This is a genomic window from Comamonas fluminis, assembly GCF_019186805.1.
In the GTDB taxonomy this organism is placed as follows: Bacteria; Pseudomonadota; Gammaproteobacteria; order Burkholderiales; family Burkholderiaceae_C; genus Comamonas; species Comamonas fluminis.
This window is the reverse complement of record NZ_CP066783.1, coordinates 3,431,334-3,456,872: the sequence shown is the minus strand read 5'-3', so window position 1 is coordinate 3,456,872 and position 25,539 is coordinate 3,431,334. Positions and strand designations below refer to the sequence as shown.

General features: G+C 60.1%; 16 protein-coding genes and 1 riboswitch. Of the genes, 6 read left to right on the top strand and 10 right to left on the bottom strand.

Annotated elements, in window-relative coordinates; all coding sequences use genetic code 11:
• Positions 1-22 precede the first annotated feature (22 nt).
• The 3 genes from mutS to JDW18_RS15970 form a co-directional block, all read right to left on the bottom strand.
• Entirely contained in the window at positions 23-2,614 is a 2,592-nt protein-coding gene (gene mutS, locus JDW18_RS15980; RefSeq protein WP_218243944.1) for a DNA mismatch repair protein MutS, read from the bottom strand.
• Positions 2,615-2,795: 181 nt separating this feature from the next.
• Positions 2,796-3,869, bottom strand: a complete 1,074-nt coding sequence (locus JDW18_RS15975; protein ID WP_218240375.1) for a sterol desaturase family protein — start codon at positions 3,867-3,869, stop codon at positions 2,796-2,798.
• 126 nt (positions 3,870-3,995) lie between these two features.
• Positions 3,996-4,916, bottom strand: coding sequence for an inositol monophosphatase family protein (locus tag JDW18_RS15970; RefSeq protein ID WP_218240374.1), 921 nt, complete (start codon positions 4,914-4,916; stop codon positions 3,996-3,998).
• A 268-nt stretch (positions 4,917-5,184) separates the two neighbouring features.
• On the opposite strand from JDW18_RS15970, the gene JDW18_RS15965 reads away from it, so the two are divergent.
• The 3 genes from JDW18_RS15965 (at position 5,185) to JDW18_RS15955 (ending at position 7,695) form a co-directional block, all read left to right on the top strand.
• Positions 5,185-5,985 (top strand): RNA methyltransferase, encoded by an 801-nt coding sequence (locus JDW18_RS15965; RefSeq protein WP_218240373.1) that lies wholly within the window; start codon positions 5,185-5,187, stop codon positions 5,983-5,985.
• Positions 5,986-6,025: 40 nt separating this feature from the next.
• Complete coding sequence (gene cysE / locus JDW18_RS15960) at positions 6,026-6,859, top strand: serine O-acetyltransferase (RefSeq protein ID WP_218240372.1); 834 nt, start codon at positions 6,026-6,028, stop codon at positions 6,857-6,859.
• A gap of 176 nt (positions 6,860-7,035) precedes the next feature.
• On the top strand, positions 7,036-7,695 hold the full coding sequence (locus tag JDW18_RS15955; RefSeq protein WP_218243943.1) for a nitroreductase: 660 nt from the start codon (positions 7,036-7,038) through the stop codon (positions 7,693-7,695).
• 118 nt (positions 7,696-7,813) lie between these two features.
• Here the strand turns inward: JDW18_RS15955 and JDW18_RS15950 are convergent, their stop codons facing one another.
• Positions 7,814-9,034 carry an ABC transporter substrate-binding protein gene (locus tag JDW18_RS15950; RefSeq protein ID WP_218240371.1) on the bottom strand — a complete coding sequence of 407 codons (1,221 nt, stop codon included), beginning with the start codon at positions 9,032-9,034 and terminating at the stop codon, positions 7,814-7,816.
• 184 nt (positions 9,035-9,218) lie between these two features.
• Between JDW18_RS15950 and JDW18_RS15945 the strand changes: the two genes are divergently transcribed.
• Positions 9,219-9,878, top strand: a complete 660-nt coding sequence (locus tag JDW18_RS15945; RefSeq protein WP_218240370.1) for a nitroreductase — start codon at positions 9,219-9,221, stop codon at positions 9,876-9,878.
• An 81-nt stretch (positions 9,879-9,959) separates the two neighbouring features.
• A riboswitch (TPP riboswitch) is annotated at positions 9,960-10,078 on the top strand.
• Between the two features lie 267 nt (positions 10,079-10,345).
• Positions 10,346-12,280, top strand: a complete 1,935-nt coding sequence (thiC, locus tag JDW18_RS15940; RefSeq protein WP_246609983.1) for a phosphomethylpyrimidine synthase ThiC — start codon at positions 10,346-10,348, stop codon at positions 12,278-12,280.
• A 111-nt stretch (positions 12,281-12,391) separates the two neighbouring features.
• On the opposite strand, the gene JDW18_RS15935 is transcribed toward thiC, so the two are convergent.
• The 4 genes from JDW18_RS15935 to JDW18_RS15920 form a co-directional block, all read right to left on the bottom strand.
• Positions 12,392-13,681 carry a c-type cytochrome gene (locus tag JDW18_RS15935; protein WP_218240369.1) on the bottom strand — a complete coding sequence of 430 codons (1,290 nt, stop codon included), beginning with the start codon at positions 13,679-13,681 and terminating at the stop codon, positions 12,392-12,394.
• Complete coding sequence (locus tag JDW18_RS15930) at positions 13,674-14,243, bottom strand: (2Fe-2S)-binding protein (protein WP_218240368.1); 570 nt, start codon at positions 14,241-14,243, stop codon at positions 13,674-13,676. The genes JDW18_RS15935 and JDW18_RS15930 overlap by 8 nt, the downstream gene beginning before the upstream one ends.
• The gene (locus JDW18_RS15925) at positions 14,243-17,050 is read right to left on the bottom strand and encodes a xanthine dehydrogenase family protein molybdopterin-binding subunit (protein WP_218240367.1); all 2,808 of its coding nucleotides are present in this window, start codon (positions 17,048-17,050) and stop codon (positions 14,243-14,245) included. The genes JDW18_RS15930 and JDW18_RS15925 overlap by 1 nt, the downstream gene beginning before the upstream one ends.
• A gap of 497 nt (positions 17,051-17,547) precedes the next feature.
• Positions 17,548-18,993 (bottom strand): MBL fold metallo-hydrolase, encoded by a 1,446-nt coding sequence (locus tag JDW18_RS15920; protein WP_246609980.1) that lies wholly within the window; start codon positions 18,991-18,993, stop codon positions 17,548-17,550.
• Between the two features lie 478 nt (positions 18,994-19,471).
• On the opposite strand from JDW18_RS15920, the gene JDW18_RS15915 reads away from it, so the two are divergent.
• The gene (locus JDW18_RS15915) at positions 19,472-20,806 is read left to right on the top strand and encodes a DUF1329 domain-containing protein (protein WP_246610572.1); all 1,335 of its coding nucleotides are present in this window, start codon (positions 19,472-19,474) and stop codon (positions 20,804-20,806) included.
• 162 nt (positions 20,807-20,968) lie between these two features.
• On the opposite strand, the gene JDW18_RS15910 is transcribed toward JDW18_RS15915, so the two are convergent.
• Positions 20,969-23,842 carry an ImpA family metalloprotease gene (locus JDW18_RS15910; protein ID WP_218240364.1) on the bottom strand — a complete coding sequence of 958 codons (2,874 nt, stop codon included), beginning with the start codon at positions 23,840-23,842 and terminating at the stop codon, positions 20,969-20,971.
• 303 nt (positions 23,843-24,145) lie between these two features.
• A complete protein-coding gene (locus tag JDW18_RS15905; RefSeq protein ID WP_218240363.1) occupies positions 24,146-25,348 on the bottom strand; it encodes an ABC transporter substrate-binding protein in 1,203 nt (400 codons plus the stop codon).
• Positions 25,349-25,539: the final 191 nt, after the last annotated feature.

Genomic DNA, 25,539 nt, shown 5'->3' with positions numbered 1-25,539 from the left:
GCACGCGCCGGTGGTGTTCTCATCAGGTATTACGCGCAGCCACAAGCTTGAGCTGGTAGATCGCTTCCAGCGCTTCACGCGGGCTCAAGGCATCAGGATTGATAGCGGACAGCGCTTGCTCCAACTGGCTTGGCGCTGTAATTTCCTCTGAGAGCTCTGGCGCATCAAACAGATTGACCTGCAAATCGTTCTCTCCGGCCTGAGACTCCAGCGCCTCCAGCGCGTGGCGCGCATGGTTGAGCACACCGGCGGGCATGCCCGCCAGTTTGGCGACCTGAATACCGTAGCTGCGGCTGGCGGGGCCGGCTTGAATTTCGTGCAGAAACACGATGTCGCTGCCCGATTCGGCTGCGCCCACATGCACGTTGACGGCAGCCTTGGCTTTGGCGGGCAGCTCGGTCAGCTCAAAGTAGTGGGTGGCAAACAGCGTGAAGGCCTTGGTCTTGTCATGCAACTGCGTGGCAATGCCGCTGGCCAGCGCCAGACCGTCAAAAGTGCTGGTGCCCCGGCCAATTTCGTCCATCAGCACCAGCGAGTGGGGCGTGGCTGAATGCAGAATCTGCGCGGCCTCGGTCATCTCCATCATGAAGGTGGACTGGGCGTTGGCCAGATCATCGGCCGCGCCAATGCGGGTGTGGATGGCATCAATCGGCCCCAGGCGGCAGGCTGTGGCGGGCACATAGCTGCCCATGCTGGCTAGCAGCACAATCAGCGCCACCTGGCGCATATAGGTCGATTTACCGCCCATGTTCGGGCCGGTAATGATCTGCATGCGCGTGTTGAGGTTCATGCGCGTGTGGTTGGCGATGAAGCTGCCGCTGGATGTTTCTGCCATGCGTGCTTCCACCACGGGGTGGCGGCCCGCTTCGATTTCGATGCAGGGCTGGCTGACGAATTGCGGCTCGGCCCAGTTCAGCGTCAGCGAGCGCTCAGCCAGCGTACAGAGCACATCGAGCGCCGCAATGGCCTGGGCCACGCGGGTGAGCTGGGGCACATGGGGTTGCAACTGGTCCAGCACTTGCTCGAACAAAAACTTCTCGCGCTGCAGTGCACGCTCTTGCGCCGACAGGGCCTTGTCCTCGAAGGCCTTGAGCTCTGGCGTGATGTAGCGCTCGGCGTTCTTGAGGGTCTGGCGGCGGCGAAAGCGCTCTGGAACCGCGTCCTTGTAGCTGTTGGTGACTTCAATATAGAAGCCATGCACCTTGTTGAACTGCACGCGCAGGTTGGGAATGCCAGTCAGCAGCTTTTCCTTGGCTTCCAGCTCCAGCAAAAACTCGTCGCAGTTGGTTTGAATGGCACGCAGCTCGTCCAGCTCGGCATCAAAGCCGGTGGCAATCACACCGCCATCGCGCACCAGCGCGGCAGGCTCTTCCATGATGGAGGCCGCCAGCAGTTCGGCGCAACCTGCGGGAGGGATCAGATCGGTAAAAATCTGAGTCAAATAGGCCGATGGCGCTTGACCCGATTGCGCAAGAAGCTGCGATTTTTGTAGCGTTTTGGTCAGGCCCACCAGCTCGCGCGGGCGCACCTGGCGCAGGGCAATGCGGGCGGTAATGCGCTCCACATCGCTCACGCCTTTGAGTTCGGCACGCAGTTGCTGCCAGGGCGCCATGCCCGCGCCGGCACCGCGCAGCACGCCAATGGCGTCAAGGCGCTGCATGGCGCTCTTGCGGTTGCGCTCGGGCTCCAGCAGCCAGGTCTTGAGCAAGCGGCTGCCCATGCCGGTCATGCAGGTGTCCAGCAGCGAGAATACGGTTGGCGAATCCTCGCCGCGCAGCGTCTTGACCAGCTCCAGATTGCGGCGCGTGGCCAGCGGCAGGGCGATCAGGTCATCGTCGCGCTGCACGGCAATGGCGTGGATATGGGTGAGGTTGCGGCCCTGCGTGTGCTCGGCATACGAGAGCAGGGCGGCGCTGGCCGCGTGAGCCAGGGGCAGGTTTTCGGCTTCCCAGGCTTTGAGGCTGGCAGCCCCCAGCAACTCCAGCAACTTGCGCTCGCCCAGGCCGGAGTCAAACTGCCAGTCGGGGCGGGGGGACAGCGGGCAACTGATAGAGCCGCTGTGCTTGACGGCAAACAGCGCTTGTTCAAAACGCTCGGTCACACCGGCGCTGTAAATCACTTCGCTGGGCGCAATGCGCGACAGCCATGCGCCCAGCTCATCTGCCGCGCATTCGGCCATGTGGATGCGGCCTTGCGTCACGGCCATCCATGCCAGGCCGCAGCGCTGGCGGCCTGCGGTGTGCACCGCCACCAGCATGGCTTCGCTCTTGTCAGACAGCAGTTCGCTATCGGTGAGCGTGCCGGGGGTGACCACGCGCACCACTTTGCGCTCCACCGGGCCTTTGCCCGCGCCAATCTCGCCCACTTGTTCGCAGATGGCGACCGATTCGCCCATCTTGATGAGGCGGCCCAGATAATTTTCCAGCGCGTGAAATGGCACACCGGCCATGGGAATCGGCTGGCCAGCGGTCTGCCCGCGTGAGGTCAGCGTGATATCCAGCAGGCGCGTAACTTTTTCGGCATCTGCAAAGAACAGCTCGTAAAAGTCCCCCATCCGGTAGAAAACCAGCGTGTCGGGGTAGTCGGCTTTGAGCTTGAAGTATTGCTGCATCATCGGCGTGTGCGCCGAGAGGTCAGCCATGTCAGGGGAGTAGGCCAGCGACGGGGTATCTGTGCTTTTCTGGGTCATCGCTTCAGCGGTATGCAATACAGGGGGCGCCGCACCGGTGCTGGGCGGGCGCCAAACGCTGCATTATCCGTGAAGCCCAATAGCAGGGGGCGTGGCTGCTTTATGGCTATTTGGCAGGTGTTGTCTGCACGTCAGCTTTGATGTGGGATGCGCTGGCCTCGTCTTCATCATGGATGGGGCGGTAGCCGGGCCCAAACGACACATCGCCCAGGCGCCAGCCTGCGCGGCAAGTCACCGCGCCCCAGAAGCGCTTGAGTGAATACCACTGAATGGTGATGAGGTTACGCTCGTTGTCGGCATCCACTTCGGGATCGCTCACGCCAGTAGGGCGCAGTTCTTCGTTGTGATAGAGGGCTGTGCCAAACAGCTGATCCCACCAGGGCAGGACCTGGCCAAAGTTGCAGTTGTGGCGCTCGGGTCGCTCGGCATCGCGCAGCATATGGTGGTTGCGGTGAAAGCGCGGGCCGACAAAAAGGCGCTCGCCCAGCTTGCCCAGAGCGCCCAGGCGCAGCGCCACATTGGCGTGCGAGAAGTTTTGCACCAGTTCGCTGAGCAGACCCAGCATGGCGAATTCCGAAGGTTCGACGCCCATGACCAAACCCACGCTGGCCAGCACAAAGCTTTGCAGCATGCCGTCCAGATAGTTGCTGCGGTCGTTGCTCCAGCAGCTCATCTGGCGCTGGCTGTGGTGCATGCTGTGCATGGCCCACCACCAGGGAATGACGTGCTGGGCGCGGTGCATCCAGTAATACGTGAGGTCGTAGATCACGTAGTACACGCCAAACAAAATATAGGGGTGGTCGGCAAACCAGGGCACCCAGGCCTTGAGGCCGCTGACTTCGGCGGTGGTTGGCCCGCCGCCCAGCAAATGCGCAAAGGGCATGAGCACCAGAAAGCTGAACAGCGGAAACAGCCCCAGCAGCATGAGCAGCGTCATGTGGCGGTCTACCGTGGTGTGGCGGCGGTCGGCCCAGCGCTCGGCGGGCAGCAGACTCTCCAGCGGGCGCATGACGCCGCCAATCAGAAACAGCTGCAGCAGTGCAATCAGGATGCCTGCGGCAATTTCGCGTGGGTCGCCAGCAGCTTCGGCAATGTTCAGTGTGGTGACGACGGGGGTTACGGCGTGCGCAGCAACCCAGTCAATGGCCAGCGCCCAGTGCTGGCTGAAGAAATCCATCATATTGTTCTGCCCGGTTGTCGTTGGGGCAGATTCTGGGTGCTGAATTTGTGGATTCTGTGGAGGTAAAAAAAGGGCCAGACTCCTTCGAGCCTGGCCCTTCCCGCAGTCGTGGGGCGACCGCCGTTTTTATTCAGCGTCTTTTGGGGTTTCTTGCGCAGCGGCTTCGGCGCCTTCTTCTGCGATTTCTTCAAACTCACCGGTCTTCACGGCCTGGCGCACAGCAGCCTTTTCGCCAGCGGTGGCGAACTTGCTGAACTTGCCGACCACGGGGATCAGGGCGCCATAGATGCGTGGGTTGGCGGCCAGAATTTCCTTTTGTTCCAGGAAGTCGGCTTCGCCGGTGAAGTTACCTACCAGACCACCGGCTTCGCTGACCAGCAGCGAGCCTGCAGCCACGTCCCAGATGGACAGGCCGGATTCAAAGAAACCATCGGCAAAGCCAGCGGCCACATAGGCCAGATCCAGCGCAGCAGAGCCAGGGCGGCGCACGCCAGCAGTGCGCTGCATGACTTCGCCCAGCATGAGCATGTATTGCTTGAAGTTGTCGCCACGGCGGAAGGGGAAGCCGGTGGAGATCAGGCAGTCGCGCAGCTGGGTGCGCTTGGAAACGCGGATGCGGCGCTCGTTCAGGTAGGCACCGCGGCCCTTGGTGGCGGTGAACAGGTCGTTGCGCGATGGGTCATACACCACGGCGTGCTCGATCTTGCCCTTGTAGGCCAGAGCGATGCTGACGCAGTACACGGGGAAGCCGTGGATGAAGTTGGTGGTGCCGTCCAGAGGATCGATGATCCAGACGTGGTCAGAGTTCTTGGCACCGTGCTCGCTGCCCGATTCTTCGGCCAGGATGGAGTGCTGGGGGTAGGCGTTGAGCAGCGTCTCGATGATGACGCGCTCGGCGGCCTGGTCTACTTCGGTCACAAAGTCGTTCACCTGCTTTTGCGCAACGCGCACCGATTCCACATCCAGGGCGGCACGGTTGATAAGGGCGCCAGCGGCGCGTGCGGCTTTGATAGCCACGTTGAGCATGGGGTGCAGGGAGTTCGACATAAATTGTGGGTCCGTTAACGGTGCAGCCCGGAGCAATGGTGGGCTGAACTACGCGGGTAAGAACGTAAAAAGCCGCGACCGGCGATGCGGGGCGGCGACAATAGCGGCAATTCTACCCAGCCTGCGCTTTTTTTGCTCGCACGAAACTCTGCTGTGTGGGCTTTCCCAAGGGATGCCTTTCTTTCTCAGAGCGTGCACAGAGCGAGTCAGTGGCTGATGTGCTCCGATTTATCAAGGCCACAAGTGGGGCCTTTTTGCATTCTCATTCATGAAAACCCGATTCGTACTGATTGAAACCAGCCACGCCGGCAATGTGGGCGCGGCGGCCCGCGCGCTCAAGACCATGGGCTTTGACGACCTGGTGCTGGTGCGCCCGCGCTACAAAAACGTGCTGCGCAAGGAAGAAACCATCCAGCGCGCCAGCGGTGCACTCGATGTGCTGGACAAGGCCCGCATCGTCGACACGCTGGAAGAAGCGCTGGAAGGCATCAGCCATATGTGCGCCACGGCCATGACGCCGCGCGACTTTGGCCCGCCTACACGCACGCCACGCCAGCATTTTGAATTGCTCCTCAAAGGTGAGCTGGATACGCGCTCTGCACCTGTGGTTGAAGGCGATTTGACCGATAACGTACCTACGCCGGGCACAGCCTGCAACCAGAAGGGCGTGGCCTTTTTGTTTGGCTGCGAGCGCTTTGGCATGAGCAACGACGATGTCTATCGCTGCGATGTGGCGCTGTCGATTCCGTCCAATCCTCAGTTCGGCTCGCTGAATCTGGCCTCGGCCATTCAGGTCATTGCCTATGACTGGCGCGAGGCGCTGGGAGGCTTTCCGGTGGTGGAGCACACGCCCGAGGTGCACCGTGCCGACATGGCTCAGGTGCAGGGCATGCTGGGCCACTGGGAGCAGGCGCTGGCCCATATCGGCTTTCTGGACCCGGCGGCGCCCAAGAAGCTCATGCCCCGGCTTAACCAGCTTTTCAACCGTGCGCAGCTGACCCAGGAAGAAATCCATATTCTTCGCGGTGTTGCCAAAGCCATGCTGCAGAGCGAGCCGCCAACCCGCTAGACTTCACACGCTAAACATATTTCCTCACCTTGTTAATTTGATGCTTGATCGCCTGCGCTCCGACATCCAGTGCATTCTTGACCGCGACCCTGCGGCCCGCAGCACCTGGGAAGTCATCACCTGTTACCCCGGCCTGCACGCCATCTGGCTGCAGCGCCCGGCGCACTGGTGCTGGACGCATGGCTTCAAATGGCTGGGCCGCTTTATCTCGCACATGGGCCGCTGGTTCACGGGCATCGAAATTCACCCCGGCGCCGTCATCGGCCGCCAGGTGTTTATCGATCACGGCATGGGCGTGGTCATTGGCGAAACCGCTGTGGTGGGCGATGGCTGCACCATCTACCACGGCGTAACGCTGGGCGGCACCTCGCTGTACAAGGGGGCCAAGCGCCACCCCACGCTGGGCAAGAATGTGGTGGTCAGCGCCGGTGCCAAGGTGCTGGGCGGCTTTGAAGTGGGTGATGACGCCAAGATTGGCAGCAATGCTGTTGTGATCAAACCCGTGCCCGCTGGCGCAACAGCCGTGGGCATTCCTGCCCGCATCATTCCCAGCAAGACCGGGCAAAGCGCTGATGTGACCGAGCATGAGGCGACGCCCAAGGTTCAGCCCCAGCCTGCCGCGCAGGACGACTGCGGCAAAACGGGGGAAACGAGCTTCAGCGCCTATGGTGTGACCTCGGAAGTCGATCCCGTGGCCCAGGCCATGCGTTCTCTGTCTGATGGCGCAGCAGGCCATGAAAAGCAGATTGCGCTGCTGTGGGCGGCGATTGAGAAGCTGTCGATTCAGGGCCAGGTCAAGGATTGCGTGCCTTGCGAATCCGAACGTCCTGAAGCCTTCCAGAAAGACAAGATCGATCAGATCATGGGTAAATAAGGCGAAAGCCTTTATCCAGAAAGCGCAAGCAGCTCACTTTTCAGGAGTCTCTTGCCGTAAAAGCCAGCCTGCGTGCTGGCTTTTTTCATGGGGCATGCCCGTAGTTGATTTGAGGGGAGCACGGGCAAAGCGCTGCGCAGAGACTGCCTGCTAACTTCAATGCAGGACAAGTCATGATGAATGTGGAGCAAGCCATGCAGCAGCGCCATTCGGTGCGCGCTTTTTTGCCGCAGGCGGTGGATGCGGCGCTGGTCAGAGATTTGCTGGCGCAGGCCGGGCAGGCTGCTTCAGGCGGTAACCTTCAGCCCTGGCGCGTGGTGGCGCTTACCGGGCAAAGCCTGCAGGAGCTGCGTCAGGCCATGGGCGGGGCCACACCCAATAGCGACCCGGCGCTGGTCTATCCCGCTGCGCTGTGGGAACCCTATCGCAGCCGCCGCTTTGAAAACGGCGAAGACCTGTATCGCTCCATCGGCATAGACCGCGAAGATAAAAAAGGCCGCTTGATGCAGCTGGCGCAAAACACCCAGATGTTTGGCGCGCCCGTGGGCATTTTTATCGCCGTGGACAAGCGCATGGTGCATGCGCAGTGGGTGGATCTGGGGATTTATCTGCAGTCGCTGATGCTGCTGGCCACCCAGAAAGGCCTGGCCACCTGCGCCCAGGGCTTCTGGCGCAATTTCAGCGATTTTGTGAGCCGGCATCTGGCGCTGCCAGAGGACTATCAGATCGCCTTTGGCATGGCGCTGGGTTATGAGGACAGCAGTGCGCCGATCAACCAGTGGCGCTCCAGCAGGGCAGAAGTGGGTGAGTGGTGCGAGATGCGAGGGTTTGAGTGAGAAGTGCCCCAAGCCTATGCCTGGTAAGCGGACTAAGCTTCTGATTTGGTAGCGCATTGCAGAAAAAGAAAAGCCGGGGCTACGACTGCTCCGGCTTTCAGTGTTCAGCGGCAGATACTTACTTCCACAGCGCGCACTTGCTTTCTTCCCTGGTGGTGAAGACCTGGTCGCCGGGCAGGGTCTTCAAGACCTTGAAGTAGTCCCAAGCTTTTTTGGACTCTGCGGGTGTCTTGACCTGCAGCAAATACATATCGTGGGCATAGCGACCGTCGGGGCGAACCACGCCCTTGGCATAGAAGTCAGACAGCGGTGCGGATTTGAAGCCCGCCATGATCTTGTCGGCATCTGTGGTGCCCAGTTTCTCGGCCAGCTTCAGATACTGCATGGCAGCCGAGTAGTCGGCGGCCTGCAGCGAGGTAGGCATCTTCTTGAACTTGGCATAGAAGCGGTCTGCGAATTTGCGGCTTTCGGGGTTCAGATCCCAGTGCCAGCTATCGGTGAACATCAGCCCTTCCGTGGCTTTGAGCCCCAGGCTGTGAATGTCCGAGCTGAACAGCAGCAGGCCGGCCAGTTTCATGCTCTTGGTCAGCCCGAACTCACGCGCTGCCTTGATGGAGTTGATGGTGTCGCCGCCCGCATTGGCCAGGCCCAGAATCTGGGCCTTGGAGTTCTGCGCCTGCAGCGGGAAAGACGAGAAGTCGGCCGTGTTCAGAGGGTGCTTGACGCTGCCCATCACCTTGCCGCCCGAGGCGTTGATGACCTTGGTGGTGTCCGCCTCCAGCGCGTGGCCGAAGGCGTAGTCGGCCGTCAGAAAGAACCAGCTTTTGCCGCCCAGCTCCACCACGGCCTTGCCTGTGCCTTTGGCCAGCGCTACGGTGTCATAGGCATAGTGCACAAAGTAGGGGCTGCACTGATCATTGGTCAAGGCCGAGGTGCCAGCGCCGTTGATGATGTAGACTTTTTTCTTTTCATCGGCCACTTTGCCCATGGCCAAGCCTGCGCTGGAAGTGGTACCTCCAATCAACATCTGCATGCCTTGGGTGTCAAACCATTCGCGTGCTTTGCTGGCTGCGATGTCGGCTTTGTTCTGGTGGTCGGCTGTCAGCACTTCGATGGGCTTGCCCATCAGCTTGCCGCCAAAGTCATCAACTGCCATCTGCACGGCCATGGCTCCACCCTTGCCATCCACATCGGCATAGAGACCCGACATATCGGTGATGAAGCCGATGCGAATTTTGTCCTGTGCCTGCGCTGATGTCGCCGCAAGCAGGCAGCCCAGCGCGACAGACCATGCGCTGGGTGAAAAAATGGGGGCGATGGTGACAGCGTGAGACTTCATCAGAGTCATCTCCTGCGATGTGACTGCATGGTTGGTGCGAAGGCGAGGTTTGCATGGTCGCAGCTGATGCAGCGCATGCAATCAGGGCAAGCACTGGGGAGATGGGGCTGCGTATCCGGCGCGTTCAGGGGAAATACCCGGAGCTTCTACACTGCGGTGCAGCATTTTTGGGAAGAAGAAAGATATGGACATCCATCAAGCATTGCAGCAGCGCCGATCGGTGCGTGCGTTCCTGCCTCAGGCCGTCAGCGGTGCCACGGTGCGTGAGTTGCTGGAGGCAGCGTCGCAAGCCCCATCCGGCGGCAATATGCAGCCTTGGCGCGTCACAGCGGTGGGCGGGCAGGCGCTCGGGGCTCTGTGCGCCAGAGCCAAAGAGACAGAAGCCGTGCAGCGCCCCGGCCTGTCATACCCGGCTGGCCTGTGGGAGCCCTACCGCAGCCGCCGCTTTGAAAACGGCGAAGACCTGTATCGCGCCCTCAATATTGGTCGCGAAGACAAGGCTGCACGCTTGGCGCAACTGGCCAAAAACGGCCAGATGTTTGGTGCGCCCGTCGGTATTTTTGTGGCGGTGGAAGAGCGCATGGGCTATGCGCAGTGGGTGGATCTGGGCATCTACCTGCAGTCCTTCATGTTGCTGGCTGCGGAAAAGGGGTTGGCCACCTGCGCTCAAGGCTTTTGGCGCATGTACAACGATATGCTGATTGAGCAACTGGGCATGCCCGAGGGCTACCAGATCGCCTTTGGCATTGCACTGGGCTACGAAGATGCCAGCGCACCCATCAACCAGTGGCGCTCGGGTCGCGCCGCCAGCAATGAGTGGCTGTCGCTCAAGGGCTTTGACTGAGCAGGCGATTGGGCCTCTTTCGGTCAGCACAGTTGTGCCGGGTGCGAGCCGCTTGGCTTTATCGCAATCCCGCCTATACTGCACGCAGCTCCGGGGTGTGCGAAAGTGCTGAGATGCGAGCCGCTGTGAAAACAGAGGCAAGCGAACCCGACGAACTTGATCCGGTTCATACCGGCGGAAGAAGAGCGGGACCCTGATGCAGAGTCCATGGACAGACAGGCATAGTGGCTTTTTTCAAGCCCGATTCATGCCAGCCTTCCATGGGCAGAGCAAACCCCAGGCGCCTCGCGCACTGGGGTTTTTGTCTTTCTGGACACCCCCAAAGCGCAGGGCAACAGGCTGAAATGCAGACATTTCAGCGGCACAGGCAGACACCCAAAGTGGGTCGCCAGTGCAGGGCCAAGTCAGAGCAGGGCCGCACTCCACGGAGCGATTGATGAACTTTCAACCGCTTTTTGGAGACTGCGATGAATGCCCCCGATCTGATCTTTACGCCCGCCGCTGGTAACGCCCCCGATTCCGCCCGTTTTGCAGACCTGCTGGCCCAGTCGCGCCAGCCCTTTCCTGCATCCACCAAAAGCTATCTGAGCGGGGCGATTCACCCCGAGCTGCGCGTGCCAGTGCGCGATATTGCGTTGACCAACGGTGAGCAGGTCAGCGTGTACGACACCTCGGGCCCTTACACCGACCCGGCGGCACAGATTGATGTGCGCAGCGGTTTGGCCAGCGTGCGCGGCAGCTGGATTGAAGCGCGTGGCGACAGCGAGTTCTACGTGGGCCGCCAGCGCGTGGCGCTGGACGATGGTGGCAAGCGTGGCGAAGAAGACCTGCGGGTGGACCAGTTGCGTGCCGAAGCCGCCGCCCTGCAACGCCAGCCCCGCCGTGCCAAGAGCGGCCAGAACGTGACCCAGATGCACTATGCCAAGCGCGGCATCATCACGCCCGAGATGGAATATGTGGCCCTGCGCGAAAACGGCCGCCGCGAATGGATGGCGCAGTACCAGCAAGATGCAGCGCGTGAAGCACGTCTGGCAGGCAACAGCATGGGCGCCAGCATCCCCAAGATCATCACGCCCGAATTTGTGCGTGACGAAGTGGCCCGCGGCCGCGCCATCATCCCCGCCAATATCAACCACCCTGAAATCGAGCCGATGGCGATTGGCCGCAACTTCAAGGTCAAGATCAACGCCAACATCGGCAACTCGGCCGTCACTTCCAGCATCGAGGAAGAAGTCGAAAAACTGGTCTGGGCCATCCGCTGGGGTGCAGATAACGTGATGGATCTGTCTACCGGCAAGAACATCCACACCACGCGCGACTGGATTGTGCGCAACTCGCCCGTGCCGATTGGCACGGTGCCCATCTACCAGGCGCTGGAAAAAGTCGGCGGCATCGCCGAAGACCTGACCTGGGAAATCTTCCGCGACACGCTGGTGGAGCAGGCCGAGCAGGGCGTGGACTATTTCACCATCCACGCCGGCGTGCGCCTGGCCTATATCCACCTGACGGCCCAGCGCCGCACCGGCATCGTCTCGCGCGGCGGCTCCATCATGGCCAAGTGGTGCATGGCCCACCACCGCGAGAGCTTCTTGTACGAGCACTTCGAGGACATCTGCGACATCATGAAGCAGTACGACGTGAGCTTCTCGCTGGGCGATGGCTTGCGCCCCGGCTGCGCATCGGATGCCAATGATGAAGCCCAGTTTGCCGAACTGGCCACACTGGGCGAGCTGACGCAAGTCGCCTGGAAGCATGATGTGCAGACCATGATCGAAGGCCCCGGCCATGTGCCCATGCACATGATCCAAGCCAATATGACCGAGCAGCTCAAGCACTGCCACGAAGCGCCGTTCTACACCCTGGGCCCGCTGACCATCGACATCGCCCCCGGCTACGACCACATCGCTAGCGCTATTGGCGCGGCCATGATCGGCTGGTTCGGCACGGCCATGCTGTGCTATGTCACGCCCAAAGAACACCTGGGTCTACCCGACCGTGACGACGTCAAGCAGGGCATCATCGCGTACAAGATTGCGGCGCACGCGGCGGACGTGGCCAAGGGCCACCCTGGCGCACGTTCACGCGACGATGCGCTGAGCCAAGCGCGCTTTGACTTCCGCTGGCAAGACCAGTTCAACCTGGGTCTGGACCCCGACACGGCCCAGGCCTACCACGACGAAACCTTGCCCAAGGACAGCGCCAAGGTGGCGCATTTCTGCAGCATGTGCGGCCCCAAGTTCTGCTCCATGAAGATCACGCAGGAAGTGCGTGACTTTGCCAAGGCGCAAGGCGTGGCGGCCGAGCAGGGCATTGCCGTGGGTATGCAGGCCAAGGCGGCGGAGTTCAACAAAGCGGGCGGTGACTTCTACATCCCGATTGCTTCGGATACCACGGCACGTTAAGCCTCAAAAGTGCCGCAGGTCATTGTGATTCAATGGCTTGCAGCTATCAAAATAAAAGCCACCGCCTGGTTTGCAGACGGTGGCTTTTTCTATGAGCAGCGTGTGAGTTGCTTACTTGCTGTGCTCGATGGTCTTGATGTGCTCGGCCACATTGGCGGCGGTCACATCGCCGGGCTGGCCACCCCAGGTCTGGCGCATGTAGTTCACCAGATCGCTCATTTCCTGGTCATTGAGCTTGTCGGCAAAGCCGGGCATGGTCTGCATGCGCTCACCGTGGGCCAGGTCGCGTTCGGCCACACCTTCGCGGATCACGCGGATCAGGTTGATAGGCGTGGGGAACATGGCGGTGGTGTTGGTGCTCATGGGCACGGACGAGTGCGGCTGGCCTTCGCCCTTGGTGCCGTGGCAGCCCGCGCACAAGCCTGTGTACAGGTCAGCGCCTTTGACGTTGGTCTGTGCTTCCGCAGCCTTGATGGCCAGCGGGGGCATGTCACGGTTTTGCGTGAGGTAGGCCGCCATGGCGCGCAGGTCTTCTTCAGGCATGCGCGAGGTGGAGTGCTCCAGCACAGAGGCCATGCCGAAGGTCATGACACCCTGAGGGGAAACGCCGGTGCGGAAGAACTGAACCAGGTCGTTCTTGTTCCAGCCACGCGCGCCCAGGGCATCTGGCGTCAGCGCGGGTGCGTAGGAGCCTTCGATGGTGTTGCCTTCCAGATAGCGTCCCTTGTCCATGGCGAAGGTGAGTTTGGTGCGGGGGCTGTGGCATTCCGCGCAGTGGCCCAGCGTATCGACCAGATACTTGCCGCGCACCAGTTCATCGACCGAGAGATCAAACTCTTTGGCGGCAGGGCGGTTGACCACATTCCACAGCGAAACAGCAGGGCGGATATTGAACGGGAAGTTCATGCTGTTGGACTGGTTGGCCACTTCCACCGCGGGCTGCTTCATCAGCCAGACCCAGAGTGCATCCACATCACCCCGGGTGATCTGGTGGTAGCTGGCATAGGGCATGGCCGGGTACAGAACTTTGCGGCCCGGCGCGATGCCGGTGGCGACGGCCCGGTACAGGTCATCCGCAGTCCAGTTGCCAATGCCGTGTTCCTTGGAGGGGGAGATATTGCTGCCGTAGAGCGTGCCCATCGGCGTCACCATGGGCAGGCCGCCTGCCAGTTCTGCACCCGTCTTGGGTGAGCTGTGGCAGGCTGCGCAGTCGCCCGCGCGAAAGACCTGCTCACCGCGCTTGTACAGCGCGTCGTACTGGGGTTTGTCGAGCTTGGCGAAGTCCACGGTGGCGGCAGGAATGTCGCCGCTGGAGCTGCCATACAGGTACAGCCCTCCGGCGGCCAGCACGCCAACGGCAGCCACCACGGCCAGGCGCTTGAGCCATGTGCTTTTAGCCATTGTTCACAACCTCCTTGGTGCGTTTGCCGGTTGTCAGCCCTGGGGTTTTGAGGATGACATCGCGCACGGCGTGGTAGTAGCGCACATAGCCGGTGCAGCGGCAGACATGGGGCTCCAGCTGCTTTTCGATAGCGGCTTCTACCTCGTCTGCGGGCACGGGGTTTTTCTGGAGCTTTTCCATCAGCACGGTGGCCGAGTTCACAAAGCCGGGCGTGCAATAGCCGCACTGGAAGGAGTAATGCTCCAGAAAGGCTTTTTGCATGGGTGAGGGGTGAACCACGCCTTTGTCATCCACAGTGGCAATGCCTTCCACGGTACGGATGGTCTTGCCATTGAGCCAGGTGACGCCGGTGACACAGGCGGGAACCGTGGTGGAGCCGTTGACGGGGTCGTCCACAATGATGGTGCAGGCGCGGCAAACGCCCTGACCGCAGCCCAGGCGCGTGCCGGACATGCCCGCGTACTCCTGCAAAAACTCGATCATCATCAAGTCACGGGGCACATCGACAGGGCCGATTTTTTTACGATTGATGGTTGCGCTGAATTGGATACGGTCCTGCATCACAGTACCTCTTTGATTTTTTCGGGGGTGACAGGTGTGGCGTAGAAGCGCTTGCCTGTGGCATTGGCGACGGCATTGACGCAGGCCGCGACGACCGGAATCATCACGACTTCGGCCATGCCCTTGGGTGGATCGGTGCGTGACAGAGGCGGCAGTACATCGCCCTGTGCCGACCAGACGGCGACTTCGCTGGCGCGAGGCACGTGGTAGCGGTTCAGTCCCCACTGGCCGTTGCCGGGCCCGGTGGCATCACGGGGCAGGTCTTCGTAGAGCGCATGGCCAATACCCATGACCACGCCCCCCTGGATCTGGCCAGACACCAGCTCTGGGACGATTTGCGTGCCGCATTCCAGCCATGTCTTGTGCGAGAGGATCTTGACCTTGCCTGTGCCCGAGGACACTGCCAGCTCCACCATGGTGGCGCAGGGCGCGTAGTACACCGTGCCCGCATTGGTGCGTTGCACAGGTGGGTAGTACACCTTGTCGCGTGGCACAAAGGCGTAGCCGCCATCCTTCATGCTCGCCTTTTTCGCATCGCTGGCGCCCTGGCCGTATTTGACGGAAAGCGCGTCAATGAACATCTGGAACTTGGTGCCATCGACCGTGAAGTCAGCCTTGGCCCAGGCCCAGCGGTTGAAGGCGTGAACGCAGACGCCGGTGACGATTCCCATCTCGTGGGCACGGGCGGCCAGGCGCTCCAGTGACAGTGGCTCCAGGCCTTCTGCAACCAGCAGGCCATTGCGCCACTCCAGCATGTTTTCAGTCACGGCGCTGGGCAGCATTTGCCCGCCACCGGCTTTGCTGGACCAGATGGATTGCGCAGCGGGCCACAGGCACAGCTTGAGCAGCAACTGCGCCGCTTGCTGTGTGGCGTGGCGGAAGTAGTAGGCCGAGTTGGATGCCGAGACTGGCGAGACCATGCGGGGCACCCAGTACGGGTTGCGGGCCAGCTCATCTTCCTTGGCCTGGGGCGTGGTGTAGGGCTCGTCCTTGGTCTGCAGGGGCAGGTTGTCCCAGTGATTGACGGCGAAGTCCACATCATCGGCCGGGCGGCCCAGGAAAGGCTCGACCGCGATCAGCTGGGCCGTGGTGCTGCCTGTGCCAATTTCGTTGGCAATATGGCGCATCTTGATGCGGCCTTCAGGCGTGATTTGCAGCTCGGCAATCGAGGCTTCAGCGCCAGTGCCAAAGTCTTTTTGCACCGCACCAAAACCTATGCCGTACAGCATGCCGGGGTTGGCCGCTTCATAGGCTTTCTTGCGCTTGTCGCGCTCGGTCCACAGTGGCTCCTTGGCAGCGATGTCCAGAATTTCACCAATGCGCAGCTCACCAGAAGGCGAGGCACCCTGGGTGTTTTTCATACTGCTCTTGAGCGCATTGCGACGGCGCAGCTCAATGGCGTCCAGACCGATTTCCTGGGCGATTTCATCGACCAGCATTTCCGTCGTGGCCATGGACTGCAGCGAGCCATAGCCGCGCATGGAGCCGGAAGTCACGCCAATGCTGGGGTTGACTTCGACGGACAGATCGCTTTGCGGGAAGTAATAGATGGACTGCGTGGCAGTCACCGCCACAGTGCCGACGGAGGGGCTGAAGTTGGTGATGCCGCCGCCGTCGCCCACCATATGGCAGGTCAGGGCCTGGAACTTGCCGTCCTTGTCCACCGAGATTGCGGTTTCCACGTCGAAGGGGTGGCGCTTGAGGGCGAACTGGAAATGCTTCCAGCGGTCCAGCGCCAGACGAACGGGGCGGCCCTGTGCGTACAGCGAAGCCAGTGCCACATAGAAGGGGAAGGACTGGTGTTCCTTCTGACCGTAGCCCACGGTGTAGGAGCTGAGGTAGTCCAGCTTCTTCAGGGGCAGGCGGCTGGCCGTGACCATGTGCATCACATGCTCCGCCGTGCCGTAAGGCGCTTGCGAGGCTCCGACCATGTGCAGCTCACCGCTGTCCTGGTTGTACCAGGCCAGGCCGTTTTCCATTTCCATGGCGACATGGTCAATGGACTGGCTGTAGTACTTGCGGGCAAAGGAACGCAGGCCATCCTTGGGCTGCTTCATCTCGGCCTGAATGCGGGCCGACTCGCCCATCAGTGCGCCAAAGGCTGGATGCTTGTCATCGGGCCAGTGCACGCCTTTTTCATCGACGGGCGGCCAGATGACGGTGTCCTTCATGGGCGAGAACTTGTCTTCGCCATAGGCGTCATCGCCCTGCACGCGCACATAGCGGGCAGCAACATAGGGCGCGCGGGCTGGCTGGGCTGCTTCGGCGCCATATTTGAAGATGGCATCGTTGAAGTGCAGGCGCTTGTTGGCGACGCGGAATTTCTCGTAGTCGTGCCAGATGGCGAGAGCCACGGGGTGGCCCAGCATGGGCGAGAGCTGGCCCTTTTTGACGAAATATTCGCCATAGAAGCTGGGCTCTGGCATGCCGACGTTGTCTGCAGCAATGCTTTCAGCGTCAATCAGCACGTCGGGCTTGAATTCTTCGCCCAGCACCGAAAGGTCCAGCCCTTCATAGATGCGGTCTGCGCGTGGAATGTGGATGGTCAGTGCATACGATTGCTGCTCGGGCCAGCCTTGCATGTCCTTGGCGCGCAAGTCAATGGCAAATACCTTCTGCCCTGTGACTTTGGCCAGACCGTCACGACGGTAGTTGAGCTTGTTGCCGCTGATCCAGCTGGATTCCTGACCACCTGCGGGGGTGATCAGCTCTGCAAGTGCATCTTTGACGGGGCGCACACTTGCAATGACGCCCAGAGCGGCCGCAGCTTTCAGAAAACTGCGGCGATTTAAGTCCTGTTTGGACACTGTTTTGACTCCTTGCTGCAACGCGCACATGCAGCTCAGGAGCTGGCGTGGTCACATTGCTAAATGACTATGTGTTCCTGGAATTTTTGCGATTCCAGGCGTCAAAAAGCAGGTGATAACGGCCCTGGATTTTTGTCAGCAATTACGCCAAAAAAATCCCGATGAAAAGTCGTCCGCCACGCTTTGGTCTTCTATAAGACCTTGGCTTGAAAGTATAAAAACGAGGCTATTCGAATCCTTTTGTTACATTAAATCTTTACTGAATTGCTACAGAAATTGATGTGCCGCAAGGTGTGTGACGATGCTTTGTGAGTGCTTGTTCGGATTGGTGCCAGAGTGGCCGGGTGCTTTGCTGGCTCTGCAGTTATTGAAGTCAGGGTAAGGGTTGAATCTGCCTCAAGCGCTTGATCAATAAGCGTAAGCAGCTATCAAAATGGGAAAAGGCAAGCCGCCATGGCTTGCCTTTTGCGGGGCGCTTTTCAGCAGGGGCTGGGTGGTTACTGGCTTACCTGCTTGAGCTTGCTCTTGAGGTCGAGCATGTGGTGCGTGTACACCGTCAGCTCCTGTGTAGGCATGCCGGGCTGAATGCGCTGGGCATAGGCATCCAGCGCTGTTTGCAGCACGTCCTTGTTGCTGGGCGCGGCAAAGAAGGCAATGTCTGCCAGCTGGCAGGCCAGGGCGGGGTTGGTCTTGCTCAGCTGCTTGATCTGCGCATTGACCTTGTCCACGCCGCCACTCATGGCAACGATTTGCTTGCTGAACACCTCACGCGAGGCAGGGTCCCATTCGGAAGGGATGCCGTTCCACCAGCCGCCGTACTCCTTGAGCACCATGCTGGCGATGTTCTTGAAGCGCACATAGGTCTCGGCCATGTCCTTGCGGCCGCGCAGCTTCTCAGGCAGTTGCACCGAGGCCACGATTTCGTCGGGGCGCTTGTCGGCGTTCAGGCCTGCAATGACCTGGTCAACGGCAGAACTCAGCATGTCGGCAGAGGCCAGCAGCTTGTCCTGAACTTCTGCGGCGCTGGTCAATGCGGGGCCGTGCATGGGCAGCAGCATGTCAGGCTTGGCCGCTGCCATGTCGCGCAGAGCCTGGGCCCACTCGGCGACATAGCGCTGACGGCGCTTGCCATTGCCTGCATTGAGAAGGAAAGGTTGCCAGTAATCGGCGCTGACCACGATCTTGCGTGTGGGAACGTTGACCCACAGCTGGTCTGCAGATTCGCCGCGTGCGTGGGTCAGCACAAACTCGTCATCGCCGATCTTCAGGGTCTTCTGGCCGACGAAGGTTTCCGTGGGAAGAATGGCTTCTTCCAGCTTGCGGGGAACATCACGCGGGTCCTGGCTGTTCAGGTGAACCATGGAGTAGTTGGCGGTGCGCGTGTCCAGATCCATTTCCGCCAGATATTCCTTGGTGGTGATGATGCGCGGCTTCTCGCCCGCTTCCAGCAGCGACCAGGCGCCAAAGCCGTGGTCGGCGTGGTGGTGGGTGATGATGATGGTGTTGACAGGCTTGTTGCTGAGCTTGCGCAAAGTCTCCAGCAGCACCGGGCCTGCGGGGGCATAGCCTGCATCCACCAGAACCAGGCCTTCCGTGGTCTCGAAGACCGCAATATTCACATAGGGCAGGCGCAGCAGCCAGGTGCCCTTGCCATGCGACTCGACCTTGAGTTTGGCCCGTGCATCAGCAATGGCCTCTGCATTGGTGCGGCTGTACATGTGGTTGGCAATGCTTACCGACTGGTCGCCACCAAAGCCTGCGTTGGCATTGGAGGTGAGCACGCTCAGCACATTGGGGTACTGCGTCATCAGCTCCTTGCGTAATTCGAATTTTTCTACCGACACAGGGTTGGGCTTGGAGGTATCCGTTGCGGGCTCTGCGGCGTGTGCGGACATTGCCAGGCCCAGGCTGAGGGCGGCTGTTTTGAAAATACTTTGAATCACGATGCCTTCCTTGGAGATATTTATTGGCGCTGCAGATTTAAAAGTTAGTGCGCTATTTGCAGCAGGCATATTTTTGAGTCAAGCGTATGAAAATTGGATAGTCTGAAAAGACTAGGAAGTAACGACTGCTGAATTTATTAATTTGTTTCAAAAAGTCAGTGAAAAATAATTCAATAAATAAGTTGTTGAAATAATTGACTTTTATGTTTTATAGGGTTTTCTATAGGCTTTGGGTTTGAAGTTATTTCCAATAAGCAAAGGGTGTGCGGATTCTCTTGATCGTAGTCAAAATAGACGATGCTCAAATGATCGAGTCGCAAAACACTCTGTGAAATCAGAGATGAGATATTAGGCGATATATATTTCTCTGATTTATGAAAATAATTAATTGTTCTATTGTTTATATCTGGAGATCAGAATGAAAAAAGGGGCAGGTTTGAGTGCAGTTTCGGCCTTGGGCGCGGCCGTGCTGCTGAGCATGGGAAGTACAGGTGTTGCATGGGCGAAGGCGACGCCCGATGAAGTGGCAAAGCTGGGCAATACGCTGACTTGCACAGGCGGCGAAAAAGCGGGCACAGCCAGTGGCGTGCCTGAGTTCACAGGCAAATGGCTGGGCACACCTGCGGGCATCAAGTATGAGTCTCATGCGGGCCAGCACCCCGTGGATCCCTATGCTAGCGAAAAGCCGGTGTTTGTGATCTCTGCAGAGAATCTGAGCAAGTACGCAGAGCGTCTGACGGACGGGCAAAAAGCCATGTTCGCCAAGTACCCCAAGACTTTCCGTATCCCTGTCTATACCGGACACCGTGATTTCCGATATCCAGACTTTGTGTGTGCATCTGCAAAGAAGAACGCAGAGAACGCAACGATGAATGCAGATGGTCTGGGCGTCAGCAATGCAGTCAAAGGTGCCATGCCCTTCCCTCTGCCCAAGAACGGGCTGGAACTGGTCTTTAACAATCTGCTGCCTTTCCGTTCCTCGACCGAACTCACCCTGCGCGACAGTGCCAATGTGCTGCCAGACGGCAGCATCGTCTGGGGCCGTGCAGAAAACCGCAGCATGAGCCTGCTCAATCAGCCTGATGTGGCGGGACAGCCGCTGACAGGTGCGATGGCTCAGGGCATGAACATCACCAAGCTGCCAGAGCGTGAAAAAGGCGGCGTCAGCGTCAGCCTGGAACCTGTGGACTTTGGCAAGGACAAGCGTCTGGGCTGGAGCTATGACCCCGGCACCCGCCGCGTGCGTCAGATTCCGGAATACGGCTTTGACCAGCCCATGGCTGGCACGGGCGGCAAGATGACCATTGATTCGGACCGCCTGTTCAATGGCTCGCCCGAACGCTACAACTGGAAGATGGTGGGCAAGCGCGAAATCTATGTGCCCGCCAACGCCTACAAGGTTCATGGCAAGGGCGTGAAGTATGCCGACCTGATCAAGCCCAACCACGCCAACCCCGACTTCCTGCGCTACGAGCTGCGCCGCGTATGGGTGTTGGAGGCCAGCCTCAAGGAAGGCTATCGCCACCTGTTTTCCAAGCGCGTGCTGTTCCTTGACGAAGACACGGGCCAGGCACTGGTCAGCGACTACTACGACGGCCGTGGCCAGCTGTGGCAGCACGCTTTCATCAATCATTACTACGCGTTTGATGCGAATGCCTGGCATGCAGGCACCAGCTTCTATCACGACCTGAACTCTGGCGGCTATCTGGCCTATAACCTGTTCCAGGAGCGTGAACTGGGTCCGGTGCTCAACAAGAATGACATGACGCCCGCCATGTTTACACCGCAAGCGGCCCGCACCGTGGGGAACTGATAAAGGCGTATTTCAGGAGGCGGGGGGCTTAGCGCCTTGCTTTCCGGTACAAAAAAGGCAAGCCTTGGAGCTTGCCTTTTTTGCTGAAACGCATCGAGAAGCGGAAGCCCCGTAGCGCTGCAGATGCCTCGGGCGGCCAAACCGCATTGCGGCAGTTCAGCCTTAGAAGGGGTAGGTGGGAATGCCTGCCGTCAGGTCCAGCCAGTGGCCCAGCTCCAGCTGGTTCCCCTTGCCGGGCACCATGGCGTAGAACTCTGGCTGAAGCAGGGGCAGGGCATTGGCTGCGATGGAGTTCAGCGCCGTGCTGCTGAGCGGGATGCCGTAGTGGGCAAAGATCAGGCGCATATCCCGGCCAATGATGCGGCTGGACAGCACATACAAAAGCTCGTGGTTGCTGATGTCCTTGCTGGAATACGTTGCCATGCCCAGCGCGCTCTGGTTGGCTGTCCAGTAGTCGGCATTGCCAATCAGGCGTTCACCGCGTCCGAGCATGCCCAGAAAGTCGATGACATCTGCGGCTTGTGGCTGGGCTTGATTCAGGCGCTCCTTGGTGTAGATGAATGCCAGCTGGAAGTGGACCGCACGCATGGCGTCGTCGCTCTTCTTGCCGGCTGTCCAGAAGCGCTGGAACATATCGGCCTGCAATGCGTCGCCAGTCTTGCCGGTGGCGCGTGCAGCCTGCATGTCCTGGTAGAGCTTTTTGTGGTCGATGCGGCCGCCGCTGTCGTTCTCAGCGCCATGGGTGATGGCGTACTGGCGCAGCGCGCTGGCGTTCGCCAGGATGTTGTTATTGCACTCGGTTCCACAGCCGCCGCCGCCATCGGTCAGCAGCGTCATATGGCGCATTACGGTGTTGTGGCCCAGCTCGTGCCACCAGCCCCAGCCCGGCTGCAGGCCTGCTGCACCATCGGATGGGTTGCCAGAGCACAGAAAGCCGCAGGCCGCCAGCCAGCCCACAAAGTGCTGCACGCCGGGCGCACTTTGCAGTGAACCCGTGCAGTCCCAGCCCAGCGTTGCGCAGAGATTGCTGACATTGGCGCTGAGCGGCATATTGTTGTAGCCGTTGGCCAAGTGGTTGCTGTCAAAAATCATGCCTTTGAGACGGTCCACCACATAGGCGCGGGGCGACTGGTTGCCAATCACACTCTTGGCAAAAGCTATGGTCTGCTGAACTTCGCCGCCCACCATCTTGCTGGTTTGCCAGCCAAAGTCACCGCGCTGCAGCGCTTGCACGGCCTCGTCGATTTCCTGCGTGCCGGGGTTGCGGGTGAAGTCAAAGTGCGCGTATTTGATGCTGCCGCGCACGCGCAGCGTGACGACGGATCCTGGCTTGGCATTGGCGTAGTTCAGAAACAGCGGGCCGCCCCAGGCAGTGCTGTACGTCAGCTTCTTGCCTGCAGTCAGTGCGGCTTCATGCCCATCGGGAAAGCGTGGGCGGGTGTAGTTTTCCTGGGCCAGAGGATTGCCCCGGGTGCGGATATTGCCCACGCGCAGCGCCAGATTGGCGCCTGCTGCATTCACAATTTCCACCTCAACCGCCTTGCCAGGCACTGCACCGCGCCCAATGGCTGTGCGACCACCATCCTGGGCGATGGTGACTTCAATGGTTTCCCAGTTCTGGCTGGTTGCCAAAGAGGTAGATGCTGCAGGCATCCAGTCGCCAAAATTCTTCGGCACGGCTTCGCTGCTGCGCACGGCATAACTCAGCGAGTCTGCCGCCATGGTGCGCAGGAAATCGTTGGTGCTGGAGCGGCGAACCTGGCTGTAATCCGTCGTCTGCCGTGCCATGTCTGCCCACAGCACCAGTCGGCTGTGGGCTTCCATATAGGGCTTTTGCAGGTAGCTGTCGGCAAACAGATCAAAGCCCTGCGCTTCCAGGCCCAGCAGGTCACGGCGAATGCCGTCCAGTGCGGTAATCAGGCTGGTATCACTGGCCAGATTGGCGCTGCTGCCCTTGAGCAAGGCCGTCAGCACGGCTTCGTGAGATGCCAGCCGGTCCGCTGCTTCGCGCTGCTGGCTGGCTGTCTTGCCGCTGATGCCGTAGCCGTTCTCGCCAGCCCACCAGTTGCCGCCGTAGCCGCCCAGCTCCATCCCCATGGCCTGCAGCACCTGGCGGCCACCGCCGGATTCGCCCCATTTGTTGTGCAGATAGATCACGCCTTTGCCTGCCTGCAGATAGCGGCTGACCAAGTTGCTCAGAGAGGGGGAGGCGGGAGTGTCTTGCCCGAATACAAAGACATCGACGTCCTGCCAGCAGGTGTTGCTGGCATCGGCAATGGCGCAGCTGACTGCCGTCGCTTTACCGCCCAGGCGAGTGACCAGGTTGCTGACTGTTGCACTGCTGTAGTTCTGCGTGGCGATGCGCAGACTGGCGGGTAGCGCGCTTTTTTCATTGCCGGTGGCCAGCCAGGCGAAGCTGCGCTTGAACAGCGGCAGCTGTGATTGATTCGCGCCTGTGGATGAGGAGAGCTGGCCCAGCAAATCCTTGCCATAGCCCAGTGCACGACCACCCTGCGCAGTGGCGCTGACGCTGGCCAGTGCACGGCCGTTGTTGGACACTAGCAAGGGGCTGGCGCTGCTGGAGAGCAGGGGGCTCACCGTCTGGCTGTTGTTGCCAAAATCCAGCGTCGCTGCCGTGCTGTCATCCAGCAGCCTGGCGATCAAGGCCTTTTGCTGAGAGCGCAGGCTGGCCACGATGTCCGTGGCCGATTGCAGCAGCGCTGCGCGGTCTTCGTCCTGCAGCAGGCGGCTGTCGCCGGAAAGCAGAGCCTGTGCAATGCGGCTGCTGGCAGGTGGGGCCACGACGGGCGGTTGTGTTTCTGGCAAGTCCGTTTCTGGCGGGCGAACCACTGGCGGCTCGGTGCCGGGTTGCTCTGGCTCTGAAGGCGTTGTATTGGGCTGATCTGTATCGGGAGTGACGGGCTGCTCCACCTGCGGGGGCGTCGATGGGGCCGTGCCAGTGTTGTCGTTGCCTCCGCCACCACAGGCGGTCAGGGCCAGGCTTGCTAAAAGCGTGAGAGTCCAGCGTGGGAACATGAAAAGCCGAAGAATGCATTGCATCCGTCAGGTTCCCAGCGAGCTGGTGCAATGCAGGTGAGAACTGCATTCAGGTAATGACCCCGGATACAGGCGAAAAAAGAGGGCGACGGGGCGCGCAGTGTATCGGGCAGGAAGCTGGCCCCAGGGGCAGAGGCGAGTGGCTTGCGGCAAGTGCGTTCATCTCTGTGCATATGCCTTGATAAGCCACAAATTCGGCGCATTGAATTTGTTACTGGTTGAAACGAAAACGGACTGCTGTGGCTGCAGCAGTCCGCGGGTGAGAAGGGGCGTCCCTTCAGTTCAGCGCCAGTACTGGCACTTGCTCTCCGCCTTGGTGGTCCAGATCTGGTCGGCGGGCAGTTTCTTGATGATCTTGTAGTAATCCCAGGTGCCCTTGGACTCCGACGGAGACTTCACCTGCATCAGATACATATCGTGCACATAGCGGCCGTCTTCGCGGATATGGCCGCTGCCGAAGAAGTCGTCCATCTTCATGCCTTTCCAGGTGGCCATGACCTTGTCGGCATCCAGCGTACCGGCTTTTTCCACGGCTTTGAGGTAGTTCATGGTGGCTGAATAGTCGGCAGCCTGAATTTCGCTGGGGCGGCGCTGGGTCTTGGCCATGAAGGCATCGGCAAACTTGCGCGATGCGTCGTTCATGTCCCAGTACCAGGGCGCGGTGAACTGCATGCCTTCGGTGTTTTTCAGGCCTAGGCTATGGATGTCGCTGAAGAAGACCAGCAGGCCGGCCAGCTTCATGTTTTTGGTCACGCCAAACTCCTTGGCGGCCTTGATGGAGTTGATGGTGTCGCCACCCGCATTGGCCAGACCCAGAATCTGCGCCTTGCTGTTCTGTGCCTGCAGCATGAAGCTGGAGAAATCGCTGGCGTTGAGCGGCGTTTTGACCGAGCCCAGCACCTTGCCGCCGCGCGCTTCGATGATCTTGGTGGTGTCGGCCTCCAGTGCGTGGCCGAAGGCGTAGTCGGCGGTCACAAAGAACCAGCTCTTGCCGCCGGTGTCCACCACGGCGCCGCCTGTGCCCTTGGCCAGGGCCACGGTGTCAAAAGCGTAGTGAACGGTGTAGGGGCTGCATTGCTCATTGGTCAGGGCAGAGCTGCCTGCACCGTTGTCGATAAAGACGCGTTTCTTTTCCTGCGCAACCTTGGCCATGGCCAGTGCCGTGGCGCTGTTGGTGCCGCCAAACACCAAGCTGATGCCTTGGGTATCAATCCACTCGCGGGCCTTGCTGGCGGCAATGTCGGCCTTGTTCTGGTGATCGGCCGAGAGCAACTCGATCGGTTTGCCCAGCACCTTGCCGCCAAAGTCGTCAATCGCCATCTGTATGGCAACCGCGCCGTTCTTGCCTTCCACGTCGGCATAGAGGCTGGACATATCGGTGATGAAGCCGATCTTGACTTTCTCCTGCGCCAGCACAGGCGGGGCAAAGGCTGCGGCCAGGGCCAGAGTCAGCAAAGATGCGGAAGTTGCGGGCAAGCGGGGCATGTAGTCTCCTGAAAGTTCTTGGGAATATGGAGAGTGCGCACAGCTTGTGGCGGTGGGTGGCCGCTATCGCTGCAGAGCAGCAAACATGCTAGGACTGGTGCTGCGCCCTTGCATTGGGGCAAGCACCTGCGGGAAATCCCAAGTGAGCTATCAAATATGAGAGCGGCTTGCGCTTGAAATATATGTGGTTC

Coding starts and splice junctions, on each gene's coding strand:
- mutS (WP_218243944.1), bottom strand. CDS start 2,614: ATGATGCAGCAATACTTCAAGCTCAAAGCCGACTACCCCGACACGCTG.
- JDW18_RS15975 (WP_218240375.1), bottom strand. CDS start 3,869: ATGATGGATTTCTTCAGCCAGCACTGGGCGCTGGCCATTGACTGGGTT.
- JDW18_RS15970 (WP_218240374.1), bottom strand. CDS start 4,916: ATGTCGAACTCCCTGCACCCCATGCTCAACGTGGCTATCAAAGCCGCA.
- JDW18_RS15965 (WP_218240373.1), top strand. CDS start 5,185: ATGAAAACCCGATTCGTACTGATTGAAACCAGCCACGCCGGCAATGTG.
- cysE (WP_218240372.1), top strand. CDS start 6,026: ATGCTTGATCGCCTGCGCTCCGACATCCAGTGCATTCTTGACCGCGAC.
- JDW18_RS15955 (WP_218243943.1), top strand. CDS start 7,036: ATGAATGTGGAGCAAGCCATGCAGCAGCGCCATTCGGTGCGCGCTTTT.
- JDW18_RS15950 (WP_218240371.1), bottom strand. CDS start 9,034: ATGAAGTCTCACGCTGTCACCATCGCCCCCATTTTTTCACCCAGCGCA.
- JDW18_RS15945 (WP_218240370.1), top strand. CDS start 9,219: ATGGACATCCATCAAGCATTGCAGCAGCGCCGATCGGTGCGTGCGTTC.
- thiC (WP_246609983.1), top strand. CDS start 10,346: ATGAATGCCCCCGATCTGATCTTTACGCCCGCCGCTGGTAACGCCCCC.
- JDW18_RS15935 (WP_218240369.1), bottom strand. CDS start 13,681: ATGGCTAAAAGCACATGGCTCAAGCGCCTGGCCGTGGTGGCTGCCGTT.
- JDW18_RS15930 (WP_218240368.1), bottom strand. CDS start 14,243: ATGCAGGACCGTATCCAATTCAGCGCAACCATCAATCGTAAAAAAATC.
- JDW18_RS15915 (WP_246610572.1), top strand. CDS start 19,472: ATGGGAAGTACAGGTGTTGCATGGGCGAAGGCGACGCCCGATGAAGTG.
- JDW18_RS15910 (WP_218240364.1), bottom strand. CDS start 23,842: ATGTTCCCACGCTGGACTCTCACGCTTTTAGCAAGCCTGGCCCTGACC.
- JDW18_RS15905 (WP_218240363.1), bottom strand. CDS start 25,348: ATGCCCCGCTTGCCCGCAACTTCCGCATCTTTGCTGACTCTGGCCCTG.